21 protein-coding genes are annotated in these 23,482 nt (G+C 62.2%); 10 read left to right on the top strand and 11 right to left on the bottom strand.

Annotated elements, in window-relative coordinates; genetic code table 11:
* Position 1: 1 nt before the first annotated feature.
* Together RO009_11580 and RO009_11575 are read right to left on the bottom strand one after the other, a co-directional pair.
* Positions 2-760: a hypothetical protein gene (locus RO009_11580; GenBank protein MDT3685671.1), complete on the bottom strand. Its 759-nt coding sequence runs from the start codon at positions 758-760 to the stop codon at positions 2-4.
* Positions 761-1,060: 300 nt separating this feature from the next.
* On the bottom strand, positions 1,061-3,376 hold the full coding sequence (locus RO009_11575; protein MDT3685670.1) for an EAL domain-containing protein: 2,316 nt from the start codon (positions 3,374-3,376) through the stop codon (positions 1,061-1,063).
* A gap of 314 nt (positions 3,377-3,690) precedes the next feature.
* Here RO009_11575 and RO009_11570 point away from each other — a divergent pair, with 314 nt between their 5' ends.
* The 8 genes from RO009_11570 to RO009_11535 all read left to right on the top strand — a co-directional run bounded on the left by RO009_11570 (position 3,691) and on the right by RO009_11535 (position 13,223).
* Positions 3,691-5,277 carry an ABC transporter substrate-binding protein gene (locus RO009_11570; protein ID MDT3685669.1) on the top strand — a complete coding sequence of 529 codons (1,587 nt, stop codon included), beginning with the start codon at positions 3,691-3,693 and terminating at the stop codon, positions 5,275-5,277.
* A 62-nt stretch (positions 5,278-5,339) separates the two neighbouring features.
* Positions 5,340-6,281 (top strand): ABC transporter permease, encoded by a 942-nt coding sequence (locus RO009_11565; GenBank protein ID MDT3685668.1) that lies wholly within the window; start codon positions 5,340-5,342, stop codon positions 6,279-6,281.
* Positions 6,278-7,153, top strand: coding sequence for an ABC transporter permease (locus tag RO009_11560; GenBank protein MDT3685667.1), 876 nt, complete (start codon positions 6,278-6,280; stop codon positions 7,151-7,153). The genes RO009_11565 and RO009_11560 overlap by 4 nt, the downstream gene beginning before the upstream one ends.
* A 116-nt stretch (positions 7,154-7,269) precedes the next feature.
* The gene (locus tag RO009_11555; protein ID MDT3685666.1) at positions 7,270-8,052 is read left to right on the top strand and encodes an alpha/beta fold hydrolase; all 783 of its coding nucleotides are present in this window, start codon (positions 7,270-7,272) and stop codon (positions 8,050-8,052) included.
* A 14-nt stretch (positions 8,053-8,066) separates the two neighbouring features.
* Positions 8,067-9,350: an acyl-CoA dehydrogenase gene (locus tag RO009_11550; protein MDT3685665.1), complete on the top strand. Its 1,284-nt coding sequence runs from the start codon at positions 8,067-8,069 to the stop codon at positions 9,348-9,350.
* A 171-nt stretch (positions 9,351-9,521) separates the two neighbouring features.
* Positions 9,522-11,048 carry a long-chain-fatty-acid--CoA ligase gene (locus RO009_11545; GenBank protein ID MDT3685664.1) on the top strand — a complete coding sequence of 509 codons (1,527 nt, stop codon included), beginning with the start codon at positions 9,522-9,524 and terminating at the stop codon, positions 11,046-11,048.
* 106 nt (positions 11,049-11,154) lie between these two features.
* A complete protein-coding gene (locus RO009_11540) occupies positions 11,155-12,246 on the top strand; it encodes an NAD/NADP octopine/nopaline dehydrogenase family protein (protein ID MDT3685663.1) in 1,092 nt (363 codons plus the stop codon).
* A complete protein-coding gene (locus RO009_11535) occupies positions 12,243-13,223 on the top strand; it encodes a 3-hydroxybutyryl-CoA dehydrogenase (protein ID MDT3685662.1) in 981 nt (326 codons plus the stop codon). Before RO009_11540 ends, RO009_11535 begins: the two co-directional genes overlap by 4 nt.
* Positions 13,224-13,279: 56 nt before the next feature.
* On the opposite strand, the gene RO009_11530 is transcribed toward RO009_11535, so the two are convergent.
* Entirely contained in the window at positions 13,280-14,326 is a 1,047-nt protein-coding gene (locus RO009_11530) for a peptidase M29 (GenBank protein MDT3685661.1), read from the bottom strand.
* A 104-nt stretch (positions 14,327-14,430) separates the two neighbouring features.
* On the opposite strand from RO009_11530, the gene RO009_11525 reads away from it, so the two are divergent.
* Positions 14,431-14,943: a MarR family transcriptional regulator gene (locus RO009_11525; GenBank protein ID MDT3685660.1), complete on the top strand. Its 513-nt coding sequence runs from the start codon at positions 14,431-14,433 to the stop codon at positions 14,941-14,943.
* A gap of 54 nt (positions 14,944-14,997) precedes the next feature.
* Here the strand turns inward: RO009_11525 and RO009_11520 are convergent, their stop codons facing one another.
* The 4 genes from RO009_11520 to RO009_11505 form a co-directional block, all read right to left on the bottom strand.
* Positions 14,998-15,771 carry an ABC transporter permease gene (locus tag RO009_11520; GenBank protein ID MDT3685659.1) on the bottom strand — a complete coding sequence of 258 codons (774 nt, stop codon included), beginning with the start codon at positions 15,769-15,771 and terminating at the stop codon, positions 14,998-15,000.
* A complete protein-coding gene (locus RO009_11515) occupies positions 15,768-16,601 on the bottom strand; it encodes an ABC transporter permease (protein ID MDT3685658.1) in 834 nt (277 codons plus the stop codon). The genes RO009_11520 and RO009_11515 overlap by 4 nt, the downstream gene beginning before the upstream one ends.
* The gene (locus RO009_11510; protein MDT3685657.1) at positions 16,598-17,371 is read right to left on the bottom strand and encodes an ABC transporter ATP-binding protein; all 774 of its coding nucleotides are present in this window, start codon (positions 17,369-17,371) and stop codon (positions 16,598-16,600) included. The genes RO009_11515 and RO009_11510 overlap by 4 nt, the downstream gene beginning before the upstream one ends.
* A 65-nt stretch (positions 17,372-17,436) precedes the next feature.
* Positions 17,437-18,432, bottom strand: coding sequence for an ABC transporter substrate-binding protein (locus RO009_11505; GenBank protein MDT3685656.1), 996 nt, complete (start codon positions 18,430-18,432; stop codon positions 17,437-17,439).
* Between the two features lie 270 nt (positions 18,433-18,702).
* On the opposite strand from RO009_11505, the gene RO009_11500 reads away from it, so the two are divergent.
* Positions 18,703-19,014: a hypothetical protein gene (locus tag RO009_11500; protein MDT3685655.1), complete on the top strand. Its 312-nt coding sequence runs from the start codon at positions 18,703-18,705 to the stop codon at positions 19,012-19,014.
* Positions 19,015-19,035: 21 nt separating this feature from the next.
* On the opposite strand, the gene upp is transcribed toward RO009_11500, so the two are convergent.
* The 4 genes from upp to RO009_11480 form a co-directional block, all read right to left on the bottom strand.
* A complete protein-coding gene (upp, locus tag RO009_11495; GenBank protein ID MDT3685654.1) occupies positions 19,036-19,665 on the bottom strand; it encodes a uracil phosphoribosyltransferase in 630 nt (209 codons plus the stop codon).
* A gap of 152 nt (positions 19,666-19,817) precedes the next feature.
* Positions 19,818-21,065 (bottom strand): URC4/urg3 family protein, encoded by a 1,248-nt coding sequence (locus RO009_11490; protein ID MDT3685653.1) that lies wholly within the window; start codon positions 21,063-21,065, stop codon positions 19,818-19,820.
* An 11-nt stretch (positions 21,066-21,076) separates the two neighbouring features.
* Positions 21,077-22,324 carry a GTP cyclohydrolase II gene (locus RO009_11485; protein MDT3685652.1) on the bottom strand — a complete coding sequence of 416 codons (1,248 nt, stop codon included), beginning with the start codon at positions 22,322-22,324 and terminating at the stop codon, positions 21,077-21,079.
* 227 nt (positions 22,325-22,551) lie between these two features.
* The gene (locus tag RO009_11480; GenBank protein ID MDT3685651.1) at positions 22,552-23,343 is read right to left on the bottom strand and encodes a FecR domain-containing protein; all 792 of its coding nucleotides are present in this window, start codon (positions 23,341-23,343) and stop codon (positions 22,552-22,554) included.
* Positions 23,344-23,482 lie beyond the last annotated feature (139 nt).

The raw sequence follows: 23,482 nt of genomic DNA, 5'->3' as shown, positions 1-23,482 counted from the left end.
TTCAGCCCGTCGGCAGAGCGGCTTCCTGCGCGGGTACCAGGCTGAGATTGGCGCGCGGCTGAAGCGGGGTGCGCGGCGCCGTCGTATACGGCTCGAACAGCATCCGCCGCTCAAAATAGCTCGACCGGAAGAACGGATAGCGCCGATGCACCTGATCGGCGACCTTGGCCTGACTCACCGTCATCAACGAGATCGGCTTGATCAGAGTCGGATAAGGCCGCGCGTCGCAAATCAGCTCATGCATGAAGGTACGCCGGTAGAAGGCCTGATGCTCGGTGCGGATCGCCACCAGAAAATGCTCGGCGCAAAAATGCTCGGCTGCCAACCAACACAGCCGCAGCGTCAGGTAAGGCAGACCGGGATGCAGCTTCGACAGATGCTTTTCGGTGACAAAGCGGGTGGGATCGATCAGGACTTTGCCCGCGTCGAGTTCCGGCTCGAGAATATCGGCAAAAACCTTCCGGCCCGGAAACTCGGGCTTTTCTTTCGAGGCCACATGTATGCGGATGGAACTCGCCAGTTCGCCATCGAGATAAAGACCGAACAGCCAGACATTGTCGGTTTCATCATACTGATCGGAGAACGTCCTGCTCGGATTCGGGGTGATCGCGCCCTCGCGCAGATAGGCCTCGTAACGCAGGCGGTAGATTTCCTCGCGATCCTCGTCGGATTCGATCAGGCGGCAATCAATTTTGTCCAGCAATTGAGAAACGCGATCGGAAAAACTGGGCTGTGTGGTCGCAAACGCTACGGCACCCATACTCGACCTCCTCACTGGCTGACGCGCACCAGCGAGAAAGAAGTAACATTCTGCTATCCGGTTAACAATTCATTAGGGTTAATGATCCGTTACGCAAACGCGCCTCACTTTAGTAAAAGCCGAACGAATACGAACGTTTAAGACGCGTTAACTAATGCGACAGATTTCAGAGACGCGTTGCCGCGGCCGCCGCGAGTGGTGCGATGTTCCGGATTATTCACGGAACAGCGCCGCGAAATTATGGTGCGATTATCCGGTGTGCAGCGAAAAGCCAGGACGGCGGATGATTGGAGTGAGCGATCAGGCGACCTGCTCGACCCGCGCATGGGGCGCTGCGTAAAGCAGCTTGCGGATTTCCGTGGCAGAGAGGGGGCGCCCGAACAGATAGCCCTGAACCTCGTCAATGGTTCCTTCCGCTTCCAGCAGCGCAAATTGTTCCTGTGTCTCCACACCCTCCACGGCGACACGCAAACCGAGTTCCGCGCTCAGCCGCGCCATGCCGCGCAGCAGTGTAAGCATGCGGCTGTTGGCAGCCACGTCGCTGAGGAAGGACTGGTCGATCTTGACCTTGTGCAGCGGGAAGCTGTGCAGATAACTCAGGCTGGAATAGCCGGTGCCGAAATCGTCGAGCGAGACCCGCACGCCCAGCGCCTGCAGCTGCTCCAGCGCCAACCGGGTGCGGCGGGTGTCTTGCAACAGCAACGTTTCGGTGATCTCGATTTCAAGCCGGTTCGGGGTGAGGCCCGTGCTGCCCAGCGTCTCGCAGACCAGCGACGGAATATTGGCCCGACTGAACTGGATCGGCGACAGGTTGACCGCAACTCCGATATTGCCCGGCCATTTGCGGCATTCCTGACAGGCCATCTGCAGCACGCGCCGGCCAAGCTCGACAATCAGGCCCATCTCCTCCGCCACCGGAACGAACTCGGCGGGAGAGATCATGCCGCGCTCCGGATGCGGCCAGCGCAACAGCGCTTCGCAGGCGACGATCCGCTTCGACTTCACATTCACGAGCGGCTGGTAATAGACCTCGAATGAGTCATTCTCCAGCGCGTTGCGCAGATCGAGTTCGAGGCTTCGACGTGCTTGCGCGTCTGCATCCATTTCGGGTTCGAAGAACCGCCAGGCGCCACGGCTTTCGGCCTTGGCCCGGTAAAGCGCCATGTCGGCGTTGCGCAGCACCTGATCAACTTCCGTGCCGTCCATCGGCGACAAGGCGATGCCGATGCTGGCGCTGATCACGACTTCATGGCCGTCGATCTGATAGGTTCCGCCGAGCGCCGAAAGAATACGCTTGGCGAGTTCGGCGGCCTCTCCCGAGGACTCGATCGGCGATTGCAGCACTACAAATTCGTCTCCGCCAAAGCGCGACACGATATCTGTTTTCCTGACCATCGAACGCAGCCGGTCGGCAACCGCCTGCAGCAGCAGGTCGCCGCGTGAATGACCGAGCGTGTCATTGACCTGCTTGAACTGGTCGAGATCAATGAAGTGAAGGGCGGAAAATTGGCGCGGGCCGTGCTCCGCCAGCGCTTCATTCATGCGGTCATGCAGCACCATGCGGTTCGGCAGCCCAGTCAGCGCGTCGAAACGCGCCATATGGCTGATCTTCGCCTCGGCGATCTTGCGTTCCGTGATGTCCTCAACCAGCAGGACGAAGCCGCCGCTGTCCATCAACTGGAACGTGAATTCCAGGGTGCGGCCGCTCTGTAAATCCACGTCGAAGCTCTTGGCGCCGGCACCGATGCGGCGCTTTTCCAGATTACGGAGCAGGCGCCTGGCGTTGCGCTCGGACAGCCGATCATTCTGCACCAGGCTTTCGACCAGTTGCCTTTGCGTCATGCCGCGCAGCTCGCGGTCGACGGGAAGCCCCAGCAGCAGATTCAGCTTGCCGTTCGAGACCGCGATGCGGCCATCCTTGTCGAACATGCACAGGCCGTTCGGCATGTTGGTGAGCGCGGTATCAAAGCGTGTGGCCAGCAGGGTCACATCACGCGTCGCGATCACCGCATCAAGCAAGGTCCGGCGCAACCGCTCGGCGATGAATTTCACCGCCATGAAGAACGGAATGAGCAGCGCGGCAAAAATCCAGTGATATATGTCGCCATGCAGGACCAGCGCCGCCGTCATCGGCACCCAGGCGCAGAGGATCTGCACAATGACAAAGCGCGCGCTTCCGAAATTGCGCCCAAAAATGCCGACCACATAAGCGACGGTCATTGTGAAGCTGACGAGCTGGGCAAAGGCGTCATTGGTCAGCGCGAAAGCAGTGTAACACCACAGGCCCAGCAGCAGCACCGACATCGCGGCGCCGACCACGTAACGATATTCCCAACGCTTCGCCGCCTCTTCGGTCCTGATTGTCGTGCGTAGTCGGCCATAGGCGCGCATGGACAGTCCGCGCGCGAAAGCAACCAGCGCAAACACCAGCGCGCAAAGCAAAAGCAGCGGCTCGCCGGTCTTCCAATAAGTGACCAGAACCGAGCCGACGATGAACACCGTGCCGGAAAAAAGGGTGCGGCCGTCCTTGTAAAGCGAATCGACCAGCGGAATGTAGATTTCCGTCGGGACTTTGCGGGTTTGTCCTGTCGCGGCCGATGGTAATGCGGGTCTCATCAAGTCCTGCGTTCAGTGACGGCCAAGCTGACGAAACTCGCCTGTCGTGATCAAAACTTTGTTCACTAATTCCGCGTAATTTGCAGAATAATGTTCGTTTCGACGTGACTCTTCTGAGCGGCCAGAACCCTGTTTCCGCATATCCACTCGCAAAAACGAGTGAAGATGATGGTCGGCCCGTCGGTCCGTTCCCGCGCATCATGGCAGAACGCCTTTAAGAAATTGTTGTTCTGTACAAGTTTACGAGGAATCAACCGTTCGCCTCCTCTGCTGGCGGCGCCGGAACGCAATCCGAGATGAATCGAAGCCGACCTGTGACTGTCCTTGTGCGCTTGCGTCTGGCGCTTGCCCTCTCGCTGCTCAGTCTTTGCTCGCTGCCGCTCGGTCCGGCGCTCGCCGGCGGTAAAACAATACGCGCGGTCATGCATTCGCCGCTGCGGGTGACCGATCCGATCCTGACCACCGCCTACATCACCCGCAATCATGGTTACATGATCTATGACACGCTGCTCGGAACGGACGAGACCTTTCAGGTCCGTCCGCAAATGGCGGACTGGACGCTGTCGGCGGACAAGCTGACCTACACCTTCACCCTGCGCCATAACCTGAAATGGCATGACGGACAGCCTGTCACCGCGGCCGACTGCGTCGCGTCGATCCGGCGCTGGGCGGCGAAGGACGGCACCGGCCAACTCATCCTCGACAACACCGCGAAGCTGGAAGCCGCCGACGCTAGGACCATCACGCTGACGCTGAAAAAACCGCTCGGCTTCGTTCTCGAAGCGCTCGGCAAGATTTCATCCTATCCGCCCTTCATGATGCCGAAGCGGGTTGCGGAAACTTCGCCCAACCAGGCAATCACCAATTTCATTGGCTCGGGTCCGTTCAAGTTCGTGGTCAAGGAATTCCAGCCCGGCGTGAAGGCGGTCTACGAGAAGAACAAGGATTACGTGCCGCGCGCGGAGAAGGTGAGCTGGACTGCGGGCGGCAAACGCGTCGATGTCGACCGCGTCGAATGGATCGTGATGCCGGATCCGCAGACCCAGATCGCGGCCCTGCTCTCCGGCGAGATCGACATGATCGAGGACACGCCATTCGACCTGATCCCGCTCCTGGCGCGGAACCGCAACATCCAGATCAGGGGCACCGACCCGCTTGGATCGCAGATCGTCGGGCGCATGAATTTCCTGCATCCGCCTTTCGACAAGGTCGAAATCCGGCGCGCCGCCATGCTGGCGCTGAACCAGAAGGATTTTCTCGACGCCCTGGTCGGCAATCCGAAATATTATCAGCTTTGCGGTGCCATGTTCGCCTGCAACTCCGCACTGGCGACCGATATCGGCGCAAAATCGCTGTTCAGCAAGAACATGGACGCTGCGCGCAAGGCGCTGAAGGCATCCGGCTATGACGGAACGCCCGTTGTCATTCTGCATCCGACCGACGTAGGCGTCTTGAAAACGCATCCCGTCGTCGCCGCCCAGTTGCTGCGGCAAGCCGGCTTCAAGGTCGATCTGCAGGCGATGGACTGGCAGACGGTTGTCAGCCGCCGCGCCAGCCAGAAGCCGCCGGCAGAAGGCGGATGGAATATGTTTTTCACGCTGTGGGCGGGCTCGGATCTGGTGAATCCGCTGGTGAACCAGAATCTGATCGGCCGCGGCAAGGACGGCGCCTGGTTTGGCTGGCCGGACGATCGCAAGCTTGAGGATTTCCGGCAGGCTTATGCGCTGGCGATGACGCCTGAAGAGCGCAAGAAGATCGCCAACGACATGCAGGCTTATGCCTATGATCAGGTGATCTACATTCCGCTCGGGCAGTTCTCCCGCCAGTCGGCCTGGCGCAAGAATTTGTCCGCCGTCGTCGACAGCCCGATCCCGATCTTCTGGAACATGAGCAAGAAATAGTCGCGAGCCGCACGACGTCGGCGCCCCCCGCCGCGCCACATTCGGAGAGCCTTGGATTGGCGATGTCCTATCTCATCCGGCGGCTGTTGGCGGTCTTCCCCGTCATGCTTTTTGTCGTGCTCTTTGCATTTTTCCTGCTGCGTCTGGCGCCCGGAGACACCGCCGCCATCATCGCCGGCGACAGCGCGACGCCTGAACAACTCGCTAAAATCCGGCAAGCACTCGGCCTTGACCGCTCGATTGTGAGCCAGTTCTTCGTCTGGGTGAGCCAGATCGCCGCCGGCGATCTCGGCGTCTCGCTGGTCTCCGGCCTGCCGGTGACGCGTATTATCGCCGAGCGCATGGGGCCGACCTTGTGGCTCACCCTGCTCACCATGCTCGTGTCTACCTGCGCCGCAATTCCGATCGGCGTGATTGCGGCCCGGAAATGCGGGCGACTCAGCGACCGCGCGATCATGCTGGCATCGGTCGTGGCCTTCTCGGTGCCGGTCTTTGTGGTGGGCTATGTGCTCATGCTGGTCTTCGCGATCGAACTGCCATGGCTGCCGGTGCAGGGCTATCGCAGTCCTGTGGACGGTCTCGGCCCGTTCCTGCGGCACATGTTTCTTCCGGTTGTGACCTTGTCGATTCCGCTGGTCGCGCTGATAGCGCGCATCACGCGGGCCAGCATGCTGGACGTGCTGGGCCAGGACTACATCCGCACCGCGCGCGCCAAAGGGTTGTCGGAACAGGCCGTCCTTTATCATCACGCGCTGCCATTGGCGGCGGCGCCCATCCTCACCATCATCGGCAACGGCTTCGCGCTCTTGATCGGTGGCGCCATCGTCACCGAGAGCGTGTTCAATTTGCCCGGACTCGGGCGCTTGACCGTGGATGCGGTGCTGGCGCGCGACTACCCCGTGATCCAGGGCGTGATCCTTCTGACCAGCGCGCTCTATGTCATGCTCAATCTGGCGGTCGACCTCGCCTATGCCGCGCTTGATCCGAGAGTGCGCTATACATGAAAGCCGACGTCACGAGTGTTTCTCATCGCAGCTCAGCGCGGGCGAAATGGCGGTCCGTCATCCGCGCCAATCCGCTTTGCATTCCGGCGCTGCTCATTCTGCTGGCAATGATCGGCGTGTCGCTGCTGGCGCCGCTGATTTCGTCCCACGATCCGGTGGCACTCGCACCATCGTTGCGCCTGCAGCCGCCGGGCGATGCTTTCCTGCTCGGCACTGATCTCTACGGCCGCGATCTCCTCGCGCGCATTCTGTATGGCGGCCGCGTCTCCTTGCTCATCGGCTTCGGCGCCGCCGTCGTCGGGCTGGCCTGCGGCCTCGTGCTTGGCCTCATCGCCGGATATTTCCGCGGCCTGGACAGCGTCATCATGCGGGCGATGGACGGCGTGATGGCGATTCCGAATGTGCTTCTGGCGATTGCGATTGTGACATTATGGGGCGCGCATCTTGCCGCGGTCCTTCTCGCCATCACCATTCCCGAAATTCCGCGCGTCACACGGCTGGTCCGCTCAGTCATGCTGTCGGCGCGCGAAGAACTTTACGTGAAGGCCGCAATCGCACTCGGAGCGCCGAGCTTCACCATCCTGCGGCGCCACCTCTTGCCGAACGCCCTCGGACCTCTGCTCGTCCAGGGCACGTATATATGCGCCTCCGCCATCCTTCTCGAATCGATCCTGTCCTTCCTCGGGGCGGGCATCAATCCGGAGGTGCCGACCTGGGGCAACATCATGGCCGACGCGCGGCTCTATTTTCAGATCCGGCCGTCGATGATCCTGTGGCCGGCGCTGCTGCTGTCGCTTGTGATCCTTGCCATCAACATCCTGGCCGATACCGCCCGCGACTGGCTCGACCCGCGCGCCCGTAAGGCGCTCTAGGATTTCTTTCGGGAAGTCGGGTCATTCGAAATGGCTCACGCCTAGAAATATTCCTTTTCATATATTTTGACTTTGCTAGCATGGCCCGGCCGGACAGGGACCGCCGGGAGAATTACGTGACTGACAACGTCAAGCCGTCTGCCGCCGCGCCGGCTGTCATCTTTCTGCATGGCATTGGCGGAGCCGCGCGCGGTTGGGCGCCGCAAGCGCAGTCTTTCACCAAAGCGGGCTTCCATCCAGTGCCACTTGACCTGTCGGGCTATGGCGCGCGCCCGCCTGTTGACGGCATGACGTTCGAGGGCCTGGCCGCCGACGTCGAGGCGGTCATCGACCGCGACAAGCTGCAGCGTACGGTTCTTGTCGGCCATTCCATGGGCGGCATGATCGTGCAAACCATGCTGCGCCGCAGGCCTGACGGCTACCGCGCTGCGGTGCTGGTCGGCACCAGCCCGGCCTTCGGCAATCCGGAAGGCGATTTTCAGAAAAAATTCGTCGCCGAGCGCCTCGCGCCGCTCGAGTCCGGGAAGACCATGATGGACCTCGCGCCGGAGATCGTGGACGGCATGATTGGGCCTTCTCCCGATCAAAAAGGCCGTATGATCGCCATCGAGCTCATGGGCGCGACGCCTGCGTCCACCTATCGCGCCGCAGTCCATTGCCTTGTGCGCTTCGACGAGCGCGCCAATCTCGGCCACATCCGCTGCCCGGTTCTTTGCCTCGCCGGAGAGCATGATCGCAATGCGCCGGCGCCGATGATGCAGCGTATGGCGGCGAAAATTCCGGGCGCGCAATATGCGTGCCTGCCGGATGTCGGCCATCTGCCCAATCTCGAAGCGCCGCAGGCTTTCGACAGAGCCGTTCTTGATTTTCTCCTGTCGCCCAGCGTCGCCAAAGCCTGAAGGGAGCCGTGACAATGACAGCCGCCGCCAAAGCCGTCGCTCTCGACGAACCGCAAGTCGATGCGCCGATGTTTCCCGCCGACGCTTTCCGGCTGACCGATGAACAGGCCGCGCTGACCGAGAAGGTGCGACGCTTCGGCAAGACCGTCGTCGCGCCGCGCGCGGCCAAGCACGACCGCGACGCGACCTTCCCGATCGAGAATTTCCGCGACATGCACGGCGAAGGTCTGCTCTCGCTGTGCATTCCGAAAGCCGATGGCGGCCTGGGTGCGGATTTCCAGACCTATTGTCTCGCCGCCGCCGAGCTCGGCCGCTATTGCGGCGCAACGACTTTGTCGTGGAACATGCATGTCTGCTCGACGCTCTGGTCTGGCCCGCTCGCCGACGAGCTAGAGATGACGCCGCAGGATCGCGCGGCGCACGTGAAACGCCGGTCTGTTCATTATCAGCGCATCGTGAAGGATGGCGCGATTTACGCACAGCCCTTCTCCGAAGGCGGCGCGGCGGCGGCGGGCGTCGTCGCCTTCGGTACCGAAGCGAAACCAGTGGAGGGCGGCTTCATCATAAATGGCAAGAAGATTTTCGCTTCGCTCTCCGGCTCCGCCGATTATTACGGCGTCCTCTGCACCGAGCGCGCCGAAGGCGAAGCCGCAAGCCGCCGCAATACACTTTACGTGGCAGTGCCCGCCAATGCGCCGGGCGTGTCAGTCGTCGGTGACTGGGATCCGCTGGGCATGCGCGGCACCGTTTCGCGCACGCTGCTGTTCAAGGATGTGTTTGTGCCGGAAGAGGCCATGCTCATGCCGCACGGCGTCTATTTCCAGGCGGCGTCGCGCTGGCCGCACATGTTCCTCACATTGTCTCCGACATACATGGGTCTTGCGCAGGCGGCCTACGATTTCACCGTGCAATATCTGCGTGGCGAAGCGCCCGGTACACCGCCGGTGAAGCGCCGCATGTTCCCGACCAAGCAGATCGCCGTCGCCGAGATGCGCATCATGCTGGAACAGACAAAAGCGATCTGGTTCCAGTCAATCACCGAGGCTCGCGCCAATCCCACCAAGGATCAGGTGCTGCGCGCCTATGCCGCGCAACACAGCGTCATGGAAAACGCCAATGCCATCGCGGTGAAGGCGATTCGCACCTGCGGCGGCCAGGCGATGCTGAAGAGTTTGCCGCTCGAGCGCATCTATCGCGACAGCCGTTGCGGCGCGCTGATGTTGCCCTGGACCGCGGAGATTTGCGTCGACCGCATCGGGCGGGAAGCGCTGTATGAACCGGGCGAGCAGGATGAGTGATACATTGCCGCACGCGCCCGCCTGCTCCCTCCCGCTGAAAGCGGTAGGGTTGGGATGGGGTCGGGCGGCTGAAGACATGACCCCGACCCGCCACGCCTTCGCTCGCCTGGCGAGCCACGGCGGACGACCTCCTTCTTTCATGGGGGGGGTGAGCAACGCGTGACCGCCTTCATGGACCTCTCCGATCTCATCGACCGCAACGCTGCCTTCACGCCGGACAAGATCGCGATCCGCTTCGAAGGCGCGGCGCTGACCTATCGGCAGTTCGCCGACCGCATTGCCGCTTGCGCCCGCGCGCTGAAATCGCGGCTCGGCGTTGGTCGCGGCGACCGCGTCGCCATCCTCGCCGCCAACCATCCGGACTATCTGGTCCTGCTCTATGCCTGCGCACGGCTCGGCGCCATGCTGGTGCCGATCAACTGGCGACTGGCAGTGCCCGAGCAGCTCTTCATTCTCTCCGATGCCTCCGTGAAGGCGCTATTCGTCGAGGAAACCTTCGCGCCAGTCATCGTGCCGCTGGCGGAAACCTTGCCCGATGCACGCGTCATCGGCATCGAATTCGTTCCGCCGGATGGTCCGTCCTTCGACCAGCTGCTGATTTCAGGCGCAGGCGACGACCGCAATCCGCATGTCGACGTGCTGTTACCGCTTCTCATCATCTACACCTCCGGCACCACCGGCCGCCCGAAGGGTGCGGTACTGCGACAGGAGGCGCTGATCTGGAACGCGGCAATGAGCCAGCATATGCACGGCATGACCAGCGACGATCATATCCTCACCGTGCTGCCCTTCTTCCATGTCGGCGGCCTCAACATCCAGACGACCCCTGCGCTGCAACTCGGCGCCACCGTCACTGTGCATCGCCGCTTCGCGCCGGACGCCACGCTGGCTGCCATTCACAGCGACAAGCCGACGCACACGGTGCTGGTGCCGACCACGATCCAGGCGGTGCTTCAGCATCCCGACTGGGACATCACCGACTTTTCCAGCCTGCGTGCGATCTCGACCGGCTCGGTCACAGTGCCACAGCACCTGATCGATGCGATCACCAAGCGCGGCGTGCCGGTGCTGCAGGTCTATGGCTCGACCGAGACGTGTCCGATCGCCGTCTACACTCGGCTCGGCGGCGATCTCAGCCGCGGCAATTCCACCGGCCTGCCCGGCCTCTATTGTGAGGCCCGCATCGTCGACGAGCAGGGCCGCGAAGTGCCGCACGGCACGGCAGGCGAAGTGGCCGTGCGCGGGCCGAATGTGTTCTTCGAATATTGGGGCAATGCGCAGGCCACGACCGAAGCCCTGCGCGACGGCTGGTATCACACCGGCGATATCGGTACCCGTGATGTCGACGGCTATTTCCACATTCACGACCGCAAGAAGAATGTGATTATTTCCGGCGGCGAGAACATCTATCCAGCAGAGCTCGAGCGCGTGCTCGGCGAACATCCCGACGTCGCCGAATGCGCGGTGATCGGCCGCACCGACAAGAAATGGCAGGAGGTGCCGGTCGCTTTCGTGGTGAAACGCAAGGACTGCAGCCTCGAGGCCGAAACGCTGATCGCCCATGCGCGTAAAAATCTTGCGCGCTTCAAGGTACCGCATGAGATCATCTTCACTGAGACTTTGCCACGCAATGCCATGGGCAAGGTGCAGCATTTCTTGTTGAAGGAACGGGTCACAAAGCCTGCTTCGTCATCCTGAGGCGGCCGCGCGAAGCGCGGCCCTCGAATGATGAGCGGCCATCACCCTTGGAGGCTCGCGCTCCGCGCTCGCACCTCAGGGTGATGGGTCAAGCAAGGGAGTTCACATGCGCATTGCTGTTCTGGGCGGAGGCAACGGATCATTCGCCGCAGCCGCCGATTTCTCGCTTGCTGGTCACGAGGTGCGGCTGTGGCGCCGCGACGTCGAAGCCGTGAAGGCGCACAACGCGAACGGCAACAATATCCTGGTGAAGGATTTCGCCGGCAAGCATGATGCAAAGGTTGCAGTCGTCACCAACGACATCGCCGACGCCTTGCGTAGCGCTGAGTTGATCGTCTGTCCGGCGCCTGCGACCGCGCAGGCGGATATCGCGAAAATTGCAGGTCCGCACTTTGTCGATGGACAGGTGGTCTTTCTGCCACCTGGCACCTTCGGCTCCATGATCTTTGCGAAAGCCGCTTGGGATGCCGGCAATCGCGCGATGGTCGCTTTCGCAGAGACCGGCACCCTGCCCTGGCTCACCCGCAAGCACGCGCCGTTCGAGGTCGCGATCACCGTGCGCGCCAAGCACCTGCCGACCGGCGTGTTTCCGCTCACGCTGAAGGATCACGCGCTGAAGGTGATCGGCCAGGCGTTTCCCAATGTCATCGAAGATTGCGGTGACGCGCTCTCCGGCGCGCTGATGAATGCCGGCCCGATCATCCACCCGCCGCTGATCACCATGAATGCCGGACCGCTTGAGCATTTTGACCGCTGGGATATCCACAAGGAAGGTACTCAGCCCGCGATCCGGCGCGTCACCGATGCGCTCGATGCCGAGCGCATCGCAGTTCGTGAGAAGCTCGGCTATGGCGCGCCGCATTTTCCGCTCGCCGACCATTACGCCACGACGGGCGCCGAATGGATGTATGGCCGCGGCTCACACGACAAGCTGACCGATTCGGGCGACTGGCGCGAGCATATCGTGCTCACCGAGCATCGCTACATGCGCGAGGACACGCGCATCGGCCTGTCCTTCTTCGTCTCGGTGGCGGAACTCGCCGGCGTGGCGACCCCGCTGATGCGCGCCTTTACCGCAATCGGCGGCGCCATTTGCGGCGAGGATTTCCTGCAGAGCGGGCGAACTTTGGCAGCTCTTGGCTTCGGCGGCTATGATCGCGCTAGGCTGCAGACCTTGTTGAAGGACGGATTTTCATGACGCGCGAGAAGATCGCCTGCCTCGGCGCGGGACGCATGGGCCGCGGCATTGCCGCGGTCTTCGCTTATGCCGGTCATCCGGTCGATATCGTCGATTTCAAACCTCGCCCGGCCGAAGACTTTGCCAAGATAAAGTCAGAAGCCATCGAAGAAGTGCGCGGAACGCTGCGCATGCTGGCGCAGCTTGGCCTGTTCGACGAGAGCGCCGTCGATGTCATCATGTCACGCGTGAACGTGGTTTCCGAAGCGGATGCAAGCGCCTCCTTCGCCTCGTCGCCGGTTATCTTTGAGGGCGTTCCCGAGGTGCTTGACCTGAAACGTGACGCGCTCGCGCGCGCATCCAGGCTCGCCGCTCCGCATTCGATCGTTGCCTCGACAACATCGACCATCCTCGTTGATGATCTGTCGAGCGCGGTCGAACAGCCGGAGCGTTTTCTCAACGCGCACTGGCTTAATCCCGCGTATCTTGTGCCCCTGGTCGAGGTTTCGCCTGGCAAGCACACTGCGCCCGAGATCACGAAAAAGCTGAACGCACTTTTGGAATCGGTCGGCAAGGTCCCGGTCGTCTGCGCGGCGAGCCCCGGTTACATCGTGCCGCGGATTCAGGCACTGGCGATGAATGAAGCCGCGCGCATGGTCGAGGAAGGCGTCGCTACGCCGGAAGACCTCGACAAAGCGATCAGGTACGGTTTCGGCTTCCGTTTTGCGGTGCTGGGCCTGCTCGAATTCATCGACTGGGGCGGCGGCGACATTCTCTATTATGCCAGCCGCTACCTGACGCAGGCGCTCGGCAATGAGCGCTATGCCGCGCCGGACATTATCGAGCGGAACATGAAGGAAGGCCGCATCGGCCTGAAGACCGGTCAGGGCTTTCTTAATTACGAGGGGCTCGATCTCGGTGCCTATCGGCGCGAGCGGCTGAAGGCATTTGCGCAGATGCTGCGCCAGCTCGATCTGGTGAAGCCGCCGGTGCTGTAAGCTCGCGTCCCGGACGAGTGTCTTTTCACCTCTCCCGCTTGCGGGGAGAGGGAAGATTATCCGAACACATCCTGCAGCACGCCGTTGCGGATCACCACGGTGTTGTCGAGGCTGATCGTCGTCTTCATCACCGGGATGTCGAAATGACCGACCGTGTAACGTCCGGCAAATTCATTCGCACCCGTTGAAAACAGAAAATTGCCGGGCACGGCGCGCAGCTCGGTGCCGTTGGTGTCGCGCTGGTCGTACATGGCCAGGGCTTCGTAACGCGCGCCGGGATTCATGCCCCAGCCGACATGCGACACCGCATAGGCTTCGCGGTCGCCCCAGGCGGCAAGATAAGAGCGCATCATCTCGGCATCGGCACTCTCTCCGATGATGTCGCTGATGTAATCATCCTTCAGCGTCAGCCGGATCGGCGATTCCAGATAACGTTTGAAGGTCAGGTTGATGTCGCCGCGATCGAGCACCAGCGTGCCGTTAACCGTGCCGCCTTTCGGGAAGCTCACGACAATTCCGCCCGGCCAGTGTGCCAGCGTGCCCGGCTTATCGGTCCAGCCCCAGACGCCGACGGTCGAGGCGCCTTCCATGTCGACGTCGAGATTCGTTCCTGCCTCCGAGGTGACCTTCATGTGCTTGGCACCGCGCAGCATCTTCGCGGCGGCGCGCACCTGTTTTTCCAGCCGGTCATCCGGGCGCATGCGCTCCAGGGCTTCCGGATGTTCGTTGGAAATATAAAGAATGCGCGCGCCGGCCTTCAGGATCGCCGGGGTTTCCGGCGCATGCATCAGCCCTTCGATCGTGCAATCGACGACGAAGCCGGCCTGGCCGAGCGCGGAAATGACGGGACCGAGGGCGCCAAGCGCGACGCTGGCGCCGGTCGAGCGGATCGGCACGGGGTGCGGATTGCGCGGCGTCGGCACCACGATGTGGAAAGGCCGTGCGCCAAGACGCAGCAATGCCAGTTCGGTCAAGTGCACATTCAATTGGCGCGATTGCGTTTCCGACAGGATCGCAGCGGTGTCGCCCTTCCTTACCCCGCAACGCTCGATCACTTCGGTGAAGGCATCGATCCATTTTCCCTCGATCCGGTCGGCCAGCATGCACACCTCGGCTGATAACCGCGCATCGCCGGGCTGGCGCGCGCACAGATTTCCTGTCACGATATATGAAAAAGCATAGGTCGTACAGAAACGGACCGCATTTCGTGAACAAGCAGCACGCCCGGACCCGGCGCTCCAGCAGCGCGGGAAACAAGAGCGGCAACGGCCTGTCGGTCAATGGCAGTTTCGCCGCAAGCTACCTCTCCTATCTGTTGTCGCGCGCAAGCCATATCGTCGCCTCAGGCTTTCACAAGAAGCTGAAGACCTGGAAGCTGACCGTGCCGGAATATCGCGTGCTCGCCTGCCTCAACGGCGCGGAAGGTCTTGGCGTCGGCGACCTCGCCGCCATGGCGATCATGGAGCAGTCGCGCATGACCAAAATCCTTGATCGGATGCAGAAACAGGGGCTGGTCGAGCGTCGGTCGGATGCCAAGGACCGGCGGCGGGTGCTGATTCATCTCACCGAACAGGGACGCAAGCGCGCGGAGCCGGTCCTGCGCGCGGCAAAGCAGCACGAAGCCGACATGCTTGCACCGCTGACGCCGGAGGAACGCGGCATGATCCTGCGCGCGCTCGATCTCCTGATCCGCGAACGTGCAGAACGGACGAAGGGATAGTCTTCGCGGTCATCACTCCGTCACCCTGAGGCACCTCAGGGTGACGGATGAAAGCTATTTCTCCTCCGCAAAGCCGCGCAGCAGATAACGCCGCAGCCTGTTGAACCCCGCATTCAGCAGCAGCCCCAGGATCGAGATGGTAATCAGCGGCACGAACATGTCGACGGTCTGGAAATTGCGCGCCGCCCGCATCAGCAGGTGACCAAGACCGTCGGTCGAGGTGATCATCTCGGCAAGGAACACCACAATGCAGGAGATGATCAGACCGATGCGGCAGCCGGTCAGCACCGAGGGCATCGCCGCCGGCAGCACCACGGTGAACAATGTCTTCAGCCGCGACATGCCCATGGCGCGCGCCGACCAGGCGAGCTTCGGCTCGACCGCGGAGGCGCCTTGATAGGTCGCGAGCAGGATCGGAAACATCGCGTCCGCGATCACCAATGCAATTTTCGACGCGTCGTCATAGCCCAGCGTCAGCGTGAAGGCCGGATAGAGCGCGATCTTCGGCACCGGCGCCAGGACGCGGACGATCGGCCGCACGATCGCCGCCACCGCCTGGCTGCCGGTCATCAGAATGCCGAAGGTCACGCCGGCCAGGACTGCGATGCCGAAGCCGACGAACAGGCGGTAGAGCGTGATGTAGGTGTGTTCCAGATAATCCGGCGAGACGATCTGCTGCAGGAAGCGGGAGAAGACCGCCGCCGGTGCCGGCAGCAAGGCAGGCGGCGCCACGCCCGCTATCACCACCGCCTGCCACACCGCGATGATGCCGACGATCGGAACAAAGCCAATCAGTGTATCGAACGCCGCCGCGCTGCGCCGTGTCATGTCGTACCCACCACGAGGGTCTGCGAGGGCTCCGCCCAGGCCACCAGCCGACTGCGCGTGAATTCGAAGATCGCGTCGAGGATGAAACCGAGCGCGCCGATGATCACGATCATCGCATAGACCCGGTCATAGATGCCGAGATCCAGCGACACGAAGATGATGTTGCCGATGCCGGTCTGACGCGCGATCATCTCACTGGTCACCATGGTGATCAGCGCCAGCACCAGGCCGGTGCGGAAGCCGACCAGAATTTCCGGCAGGGCCGCCGGAAAGACAATTCGCACAAGACGCGCCGGCCCGCTCATGCCCATGGCGGCGGCCGACCACAGCAGCTTTTCCTCCACCGCCCGGCTACCCTGATAGCTGTGATAGATCAGGGGCAGCGTGACGCCGAGGAAGATCACCAGCGTCTTGGAGGCATCGCCCACCCCCAGCCACAGCATGATGATCGGCATCAGTGCTGCCTTCGGCACCGGATAGATCACCATCATCAGCGGATTGAAGAAGGCCGCGACATGTTTGCTGCGGCCCATCGCCAGCCCCACCGGCACGGCAACGGCCAGCGCCAGCACGAAGCCGATCAGCATGCGGCGCAGCGAATCCGCAATGTCGATCAGCGAAGCCTTGTCGCTGAGAATATCCGGGATCTGCGGCAAGGCGGCGGATGCGGGCGGCAGGCCATTCAGACCGTACCAGCGCGCCACCAGCTCCCAGAGCAGCAACAATCCGACGCAGGCGAGAATGGGCGGCAGGCCGGGGATCGCGCCGGCCGGCGACCACCACGGCGCCTCCGCGCGTTCGACCGTGCGCAGGGTGGATTCCGCCGTCATGACGCGCGCGTCTCCGGCTGCTCGTCCATCATCTTCTCGATCTCGACGACATAATCCTGATAACGCCGGTTGAGCAGCAACTCGGCGCGCTCGCGCGGACGCGGCAGATCGATCTTGATGACCTCCTTGATGCGTCCGGGAGAGCTCGTCAGCATCACCACGCGATCGGAGAGGAACACCGCCTCCTCCACGCTGTGGGTGACGAACAGCACCGTCTTGCGATCCTTTTCCCAGATACCGAGCAGGTCATTCTGGAGCTTGGTGCGGGTATGCGCGTCAAGCGCACCGAAGGGCTCGTCCATCAGGAGGATGTTCGGGCAATAGGCCAGCGTGCGCGCGATCGCCACGCGCTGCTTCATGCCGCCGGACAACTCCTTCGGATAGAAATTCTCGTAGCCGGACAGTTTCACCATCGCGAGCAGATCGCGCGACTGCGCCAGCGCCTCGACTTTCGCCACGCCGCGCTGTTGCAGCCCGTACATCACGTTGCCGAGCACGGTCTTCCACGGAAACAGCGCGAATTCCTGAAACACGGGCCCACGATCCGGGCCCGGGCCGGTTATCGGCGCATTGTCGACAATCACCGAGCCCGATGACTGTTCGACAAAGCCGCCGACAATATAAAGCAGCGTCGATTTTCCGCAGCCGGACGGCCCGAGGATGGAAACGAATTCCCCACGGGCCACCGACAGCGAAATATCGCTCAGAGCCAGATGGCGCCGGTCGCGGCTGGTCTCGAATTCCTTCGAAACCTTCTCGATCGAGATCATCGCGGTGCCGTTCACCTCGACCGCACTCCCCTGCACACGGCTGTAATCCGGCCGGTCCAGCATCTTTACTTCATCGGCGCTGCGATTTTCGGGTGCCTGAAGTCCTTCACATTGAGCTTCTTCGGCAACATGCCGGTATCGGCATAGATGTCGAACAGCTTCTGGATGCCGTCGTAATTCGCCGCGGCACCCGGATCGCGGGCAAAATCATATTGCTTGAAATAGAACGGCTCGAACACCGCAACCGGCGCCTTGAAGATCTCCGTCACGATCTTCAGCGTCTCGTCGCGGTTGGCGAGCGCCTTGCCCATGCCGGCCGTCAGGTCCTGCACATAGAGCGTGGCGAGTTCCGGATTTTTGTCGACGAAGGCCTTGGCGCAGGCTTCGACGATGTGCACCACATTCGGCACTTCGTCGGCGATCGAGAACAGTTTGCGCAATCCGCCCTTGGCTTCGGCGCGCGAGGCGAAAGGCTGGTTTAGCACGCCGACATCTATACGGCCGGAGCGGATCGCATCTTCCTGTGTCGGGAACGGCGCTTCGACGAGCTTGATGTCTTTCTCCGGGTCGATCCCGTTCTTGCGCAGCAGCATCGCCATCGGACCGTAAATACCGGAGCCGAGCACGTTGATGCCGACGGTCTTGCCCTTGAGGTCCTTCACGCTCTTGATGGGGGAATCATCCTTCACCGCCCAATAGACCGAGAAACCGCCCGGCTTCTCGCCGACATGCTGCGCCACCACATAGGTCTGCAGACCGGCGGAGGCGGCGCCCTGCCCGAGTGAGAGCACCCCTTGCGTCGAGCAGTCGAGAGCGCCGGCATTCATCGCCTGCACCATCTGCGCGGTGCCCTGGAACTGCGTCCACTGGATATTGTATTTCTTGCCAAGATTGGGGAACTGCTCCGGCCGCTTCATCATCCAGTATTTTGCGTCTTCGGCAGGGACGGTCCAGCCGACGCGGATGGTGGGAATGGCCTGACCCGCAGCGCCGGACATGGCGGCAATGGTCGCCGCAAGGGCTGTGGCCAACGCTAAGGCGCCTTTGCTCATCTGGATCATGTTTGCTCGCTCCCTGTGTCGCGAAGAGGTGAAGGTTCAATGTGCCTCATCTTCGGAAGACGCGCAGCCAAGCTCATCTCCCGCTCCCCGGAGGTTCGATTATGCATGAAACTTCATTTATTTTAAGCTTAAAATAAAGCCGAGCCCTGCTTTCTGACGCGGCATTCCGCTGCAGCGGATAGGAGGAAAATCCGACCTGGAAGGCGGAGCGGTGTCGTATCGTGTAATGTCCACGGCGGCGACATCGCTCTTCACGAATGAAGCTTCGGCATGAATAAGATCAAGGCTGCGCTGCTGCGGCTCTGGCGCGGCGACGTCGCGTTGCGGCGCGCCTTCTGGGACTATGCCATCCTCTATGGCTCGCTCCTCAATCTGGCGACGACATTCGCGGCCCTTGGCGCGTTCGCAGCGGGCTGGCCGCTGGCGCTCGCAGCCGTCATTTTTCTGTCGCCGCTTCCCTACAATTTGCTCGTCGTCTTCGGCGTCTGGCGCAGTGCGGAGCATTACTCTGGCCCCGCAATCTGGGCTCACCTGGCGCGTATCGCGGTCGTCGTCTGGGCCATTGCCGCGACAACGCTCTAGGGCAATTCGCGGACCTTGGCCTCACCGCGTTCCGTACATGCGATCGCCGACATCGCCGAGGCCAGGCAGGATATAACCCTGCTCGTTGATGCCTTCGTCGATCGCCGCGGTCCAGATATGAACGTCGGGATGATGCGCGCGCACTTTCTCCACCGCCTGTGCCGTGACCAGCAGGCAGACGATGCGCACCGATTTCGCTCCCGCTTCCTTCAGGCGGTCGACCGCCGCCACCGCGGAATTTCCGGTCGCCAGCATGGGATGCAGAATCAGCGCCATACGCTCGGCCATGTCGTCCGGCGCCTTGAAGAAATATTCGACGGCGACCAGCGTGCGCGGATCGCGGTAAAGTCCGATATGGGCGACGCGTGCCGACGGCACGAGATTCAGCATACCGTCGAGAAAACCCATGCCGGCGCGCACGATCGGTGCGAAGACCAGTTTCTTGCCGGCCAGCACCGGCGACCGCATTTTCGCCAGTGGCGTTTCGAGCTCGATCATTTCCAGCGGCAGATCGCGCGTGACCTCGTAGCAGAGCAGTGTGCCGATCTCGTTGAACAGCTCGCGGAACACCTTGGTCGAGCGTGTCTTGTCGCGCAGCAGCGTCAATTTGTGCTGCACCAGCGGGTGATCGACAATGGTGACGCCGTCCATGAGAAAACCTTCCCTCTCAACCGTCATGGCCGGGTTTATCCCGGCCACCCACGTCTTTCCGTTTAATCTCAGTGAGCAAGTGATACCCGCGACAAGTTTACACTCCGGCCAGCCTTCGAGCGCGGGCATGACGCTGGATGTATCATATCCATTCAGAAAACCGTGCCATCGCTGACAATATTGAGCGGCGGGCCGCCATCCGCCCGTTTCTCTCTAGCAATCCTGCGGCCCGCGGCCCAGGTACCGCCTTCCAATAGCGCGCCGAGCGGAAATTTTTGCGGGGTTACACCCAGCCTGTCGCGCACCAGAGGCGCCAGGCGATCGAGCAACGCCACCGTCAGTGCGCGCCACTCCACCACCAGTTCAGATTCGACCGGCTGCGGCAGTGCCGCCTGCGCCGCATCACGCAGGACGATTACGCCGCTGTCGACGAGCAGGCCGCCATTGCGATATTCGGCGAGCCCAGTGAGACCATCGATATCGCTGACGGCAATGCCGGCGTCGCGCAGCGGCTCGATCAGCGAATAGGACAGCCATTGCGACAGCTTGTGCAACGGCACGAGCCCGTTGGTCACATCGTCACGCTTGATTGCAGAATGCCGCCAGGTATCGCCGAGCGACACGCCGCCGAGCGTCAGTCGCGCCGGCCAGATTGGACCGAGATGCAGCAGCAAGGCGTGAAGGATGGCCGGCGCCGGCAGGATCCGGTCTTCGGCAAGGCCGGCGAGATGGTCGAACAGCCCACCCGGTCGCGCCGTGTCGCGTTTCGCAAACACTTTCAGATTGTCGCGCATGGCGCGGCCAAGACGCGCCAGCAAAGCCGCACGGCCATCAAGGCCCGCCAGCGGGTTCGTCGCGCTGACCTGAAAGCCTTTCGCAAGATCGTCGCTGGTGAGGTCGGCGAGCCGGTCGTCGTCGACGCGCAACGGCCGGCGCGGATCGGACGAGAACAGACCGGCCTGAAACATCCGCAAACTCGCGAGCGCCAGACCTTCCGACCGCCCAACCACCGCGCCCGTCACCGCATCGGTGTAGCGCCAGTCTGGGCCTGCGCCCGCGTCCAGCAGGACCGAGATGATGGCCAGATCGAAAGCGGCTCGCGCCCGTGCGTTGGCGTCCGGCCATTGCCCCGCTTGGTCGATCTCCGCCCACAGATCGCGCTTGCCGAAAACGAAATGCCGCCAGCGCGCATGCAGCGGCACATTCAGATCCGGATAATTGTCGCGGATCACGCCGGCAACGAAATCAGCGGTGGGCCCGAGCCTCGCCGCATCGATACGGAAATGCGGCAGCGTCCCGCCGAGCCCGATCTCCAGCATCTCCGCCGCCCGTTCGCGCACCGCGGCGGAGGAGAGCAGTCGCTCCGCCGCCAGCCGCTCCGCTTCGGAGTTATGCGACAGGCTGGAAATGGTCAGAACTCATCGAGCTTGCGGCCGACGACGGTCTTGAGATCTTCCTCGGTCGGCGCACCAGCCGGCGTGTAATAGCCCGCGGCCTTCTTGGCTTCGAGCTCGACCTGCGCATCCGGCGGAATAAGCTCCGGCGGGATCGGCACGCGTTCCACGATATGGATGCCGGACTCGACGATGGCATCATATTTCATGTTCGACATCGACATGAAACGATCGATGCGCGTGATGCCGAGCCAGTGCAGCACGTCCGGCATCAATTGCTGGAAGCGCGCGTCCTGCACGCCGGCGACGCATTCGGTGCGCTCGAAATAGGTCGCCGCCTGGTCGCCGCCTTCCTGGCGTTTGCGCGCGTTGTAGACGAGGAATTTCGTCACCTCACCGAGCGCGCGGCCTTCCTTGCGGTTATAGACGATGAGGCCGGCGCCGCCCTTCTGCGCTTCCTTCACGCATTCGGCAAGGCCATGAATAAGATACGGCCGGCAGGTGCAGATGTCGGAGCCGAACACGTCGGAGCCGTTGCATTCGTCGTGGACGCGGCAGGCGAGCGTACGCTTCGGATCGGCGATCGCCGCCGGATCGCCGAAGATGTAAAGCGTGATGCCGCCGATCGGCGGCAGGAACACCGAGAGATCAGGCCGCGTGACGAGTTCGGGATACATGCCGCCGGTCTGCTCGAACAGCGTGCGGCGGAGCTTGTCCTCGCTCACGCCGAAACGCTCGGCGATGCCGGGCAGAAACCAGACCGGGTCGATGGCGGCTTTGGTCACGGCGATGTCGCCGTTCGCGCGCACGATCTCGCCGTCGGCATCGACCAGACCTGCGCTGTCGAATTCGGGGATGGAAAGCCGCGCCCTGGTAATGGCGATGGTCGGACGGATGTCGAGCCCCTCCGCGATTTCCTGCCGGAAATCCTCGGGCACGCGATGCCCCCAGGGGTCAAGCGAGACGATGCGGTCCGGCTCCGCCCATTGCGGGAACGGTCCAATATCGACCACGGGTGACGTGTTGGTGAGGTCCGGCCGCGCAATCGGATTCATCGCGCCCGACGACACCGCCAGCGCCCGATACAGCGAATAGGATCCGCCATGCGCGCCGATCGCGTTGCGATCGCCGGCCGAAGTCACGGTGCCGATGACCGGTCCGCGTTCGCGCGCGGTCTGAGCGCCCCATGTGATCGGGTAGCGCCCCGGCGTCCGGTGGCCGGGATGGGATGTCAGCCGGATATGGCTGTCTCTGTTCGTGGACATCCAGATTGCCCCACAAAAGCAAAAAGCCCTCTCCGGCGGACCGAACGAGTGGCTTCAAAAATAAATAGTGGCAATGCAGACCGGCTTTTGCAAGGCCCGAACCCGGGGTCCGTCACAAACTGGGGCTTCATATTTGGGTTTTTGCGCCGGTCGCGCGGCCGGAATTGTTGCACTGGGCAACCAGTAAGACGCGGGCCAACGGCCAGATCGACAGGATGCGCAGAACGTTAACAAATCAACGTACAGCTGCCGCCACCGCCACCGGTGCTGCCATTATTGACTACGGGTGGCGTCCCCCGATTCACGATCGCATTGAGCTGATCGATATTATCGATGCGCCCAAGCGCTTGGGGGTTCTGCGGATCGCCCTGGAAGAACCAGCCGTAAAGCGGGAACGCGATATTGCCGAAGGCGTGCACAATGGTGCCGTCATTTGGCAGCGGGCCTTCGATCTTGCCGCCCGCATGCACCACATAGACCGTCCCTGGTTTGGTCAGGTGGACCACCTTGCCGCCCGGAATCGTGAGCTGCGCCGCGCCCTGCACCAGAATGAAAACGGCCTTGCCGTTCTGTACCAGATAATCCACCACCGTGCCGCGCACGCCGAGCGTCGCGACCGGAGTTTTAATCGTGTAATGCCGCGGGTCTTGCGAACCGGAGACGAAGCGGAACGCACCCTTCACTGAACTAAGCACGACCTCGCCCGAGCCGCGGTTCGGATTGTAGACGAACTTGTCGAGCACAAGCTCGGCCTGCGGACCGATGCTCAGGCTGGTCTTGTCGAGGAACAGAAGCTGCGCGGTGGACTCGGCGCCGGTGCGCACACGCTCATTCGTGAAGACATCGCTGCCGACCGAGAGCGCGCGGTTGTTGGAGCCCTGCACCTGATTTTTGACGGCGGACGCGACGCCGATCTTGGATGCCAGGGCCGGTGCCGAAAAAAATGGAGCTAACGGGCCGGCAATCGACACTGCGACAAGCAGACCAGACATCCGCGGAAGGTAGGAAAATACAGCCATATGTCCGTCCCTGAAAACCGCCCCGTTATAATGGCTCGCCCGACATTAGTCAGTGCGCAAAAGCCACAGGTTCAATGACTCGGCAAATTTTTGTGGCCCTCCGCGCCGCTGTCCGCTAAATCTCCCCGCGGTGGAAGAC

Origin of the sequence: Pseudorhodoplanes sp. (genome assembly GCA_032027085.1) — a bacterium.
Lineage (GTDB): Bacteria > Pseudomonadota > Alphaproteobacteria > Rhizobiales > Xanthobacteraceae > Pseudorhodoplanes.
The sequence above is the reverse complement of the archived record's forward strand: the minus strand, read 5'-3'. Positions and strand labels throughout refer to the sequence as shown.

Bases quoted from the DNA above. Each gene is read 5' to 3' on its own strand.
- RO009_11575 (MDT3685670.1), bottom strand. From the start codon at position 3,376: ATGAGACCCGCATTACCATCGGCCGCGACAGGACAAACCCGCAAAGTC.
- RO009_11540 (MDT3685663.1), top strand. From the start codon at position 11,155: ATGCGCATTGCTGTTCTGGGCGGAGGCAACGGATCATTCGCCGCAGCC.
- RO009_11510 (MDT3685657.1), bottom strand. From the start codon at position 17,371: ATGATCTCGATCGAGAAGGTTTCGAAGGAATTCGAGACCAGCCGCGAC.
- RO009_11505 (MDT3685656.1), bottom strand. From the start codon at position 18,432: ATGATCCAGATGAGCAAAGGCGCCTTAGCGTTGGCCACAGCCCTTGCG.
- RO009_11565 (MDT3685668.1), top strand. From the start codon at position 5,340: ATGTCCTATCTCATCCGGCGGCTGTTGGCGGTCTTCCCCGTCATGCTT.
- RO009_11550 (MDT3685665.1), top strand. From the start codon at position 8,067: ATGACAGCCGCCGCCAAAGCCGTCGCTCTCGACGAACCGCAAGTCGAT.
- RO009_11545 (MDT3685664.1), top strand. From the start codon at position 9,522: ATGGACCTCTCCGATCTCATCGACCGCAACGCTGCCTTCACGCCGGAC.
- RO009_11580 (MDT3685671.1), bottom strand. From the start codon at position 760: ATGGGTGCCGTAGCGTTTGCGACCACACAGCCCAGTTTTTCCGATCGC.
- RO009_11560 (MDT3685667.1), top strand. From the start codon at position 6,278: ATGAAAGCCGACGTCACGAGTGTTTCTCATCGCAGCTCAGCGCGGGCG.
- upp (MDT3685654.1), bottom strand. From the start codon at position 19,665: ATGGACGGCGTCACCATTGTCGATCACCCGCTGGTGCAGCACAAATTG.
- RO009_11485 (MDT3685652.1), bottom strand. From the start codon at position 22,324: ATGTCCACGAACAGAGACAGCCATATCCGGCTGACATCCCATCCCGGC.
- RO009_11535 (MDT3685662.1), top strand. From the start codon at position 12,243: ATGACGCGCGAGAAGATCGCCTGCCTCGGCGCGGGACGCATGGGCCGC.
- RO009_11520 (MDT3685659.1), bottom strand. From the start codon at position 15,771: ATGACACGGCGCAGCGCGGCGGCGTTCGATACACTGATTGGCTTTGTT.
- RO009_11515 (MDT3685658.1), bottom strand. From the start codon at position 16,601: ATGACGGCGGAATCCACCCTGCGCACGGTCGAACGCGCGGAGGCGCCG.
- RO009_11500 (MDT3685655.1), top strand. From the start codon at position 18,703: ATGAATAAGATCAAGGCTGCGCTGCTGCGGCTCTGGCGCGGCGACGTC.
- RO009_11530 (MDT3685661.1), bottom strand. From the start codon at position 14,326: ATGCTGGCCGACCGGATCGAGGGAAAATGGATCGATGCCTTCACCGAA.
- RO009_11480 (MDT3685651.1), bottom strand. From the start codon at position 23,343: ATGGCTGTATTTTCCTACCTTCCGCGGATGTCTGGTCTGCTTGTCGCA.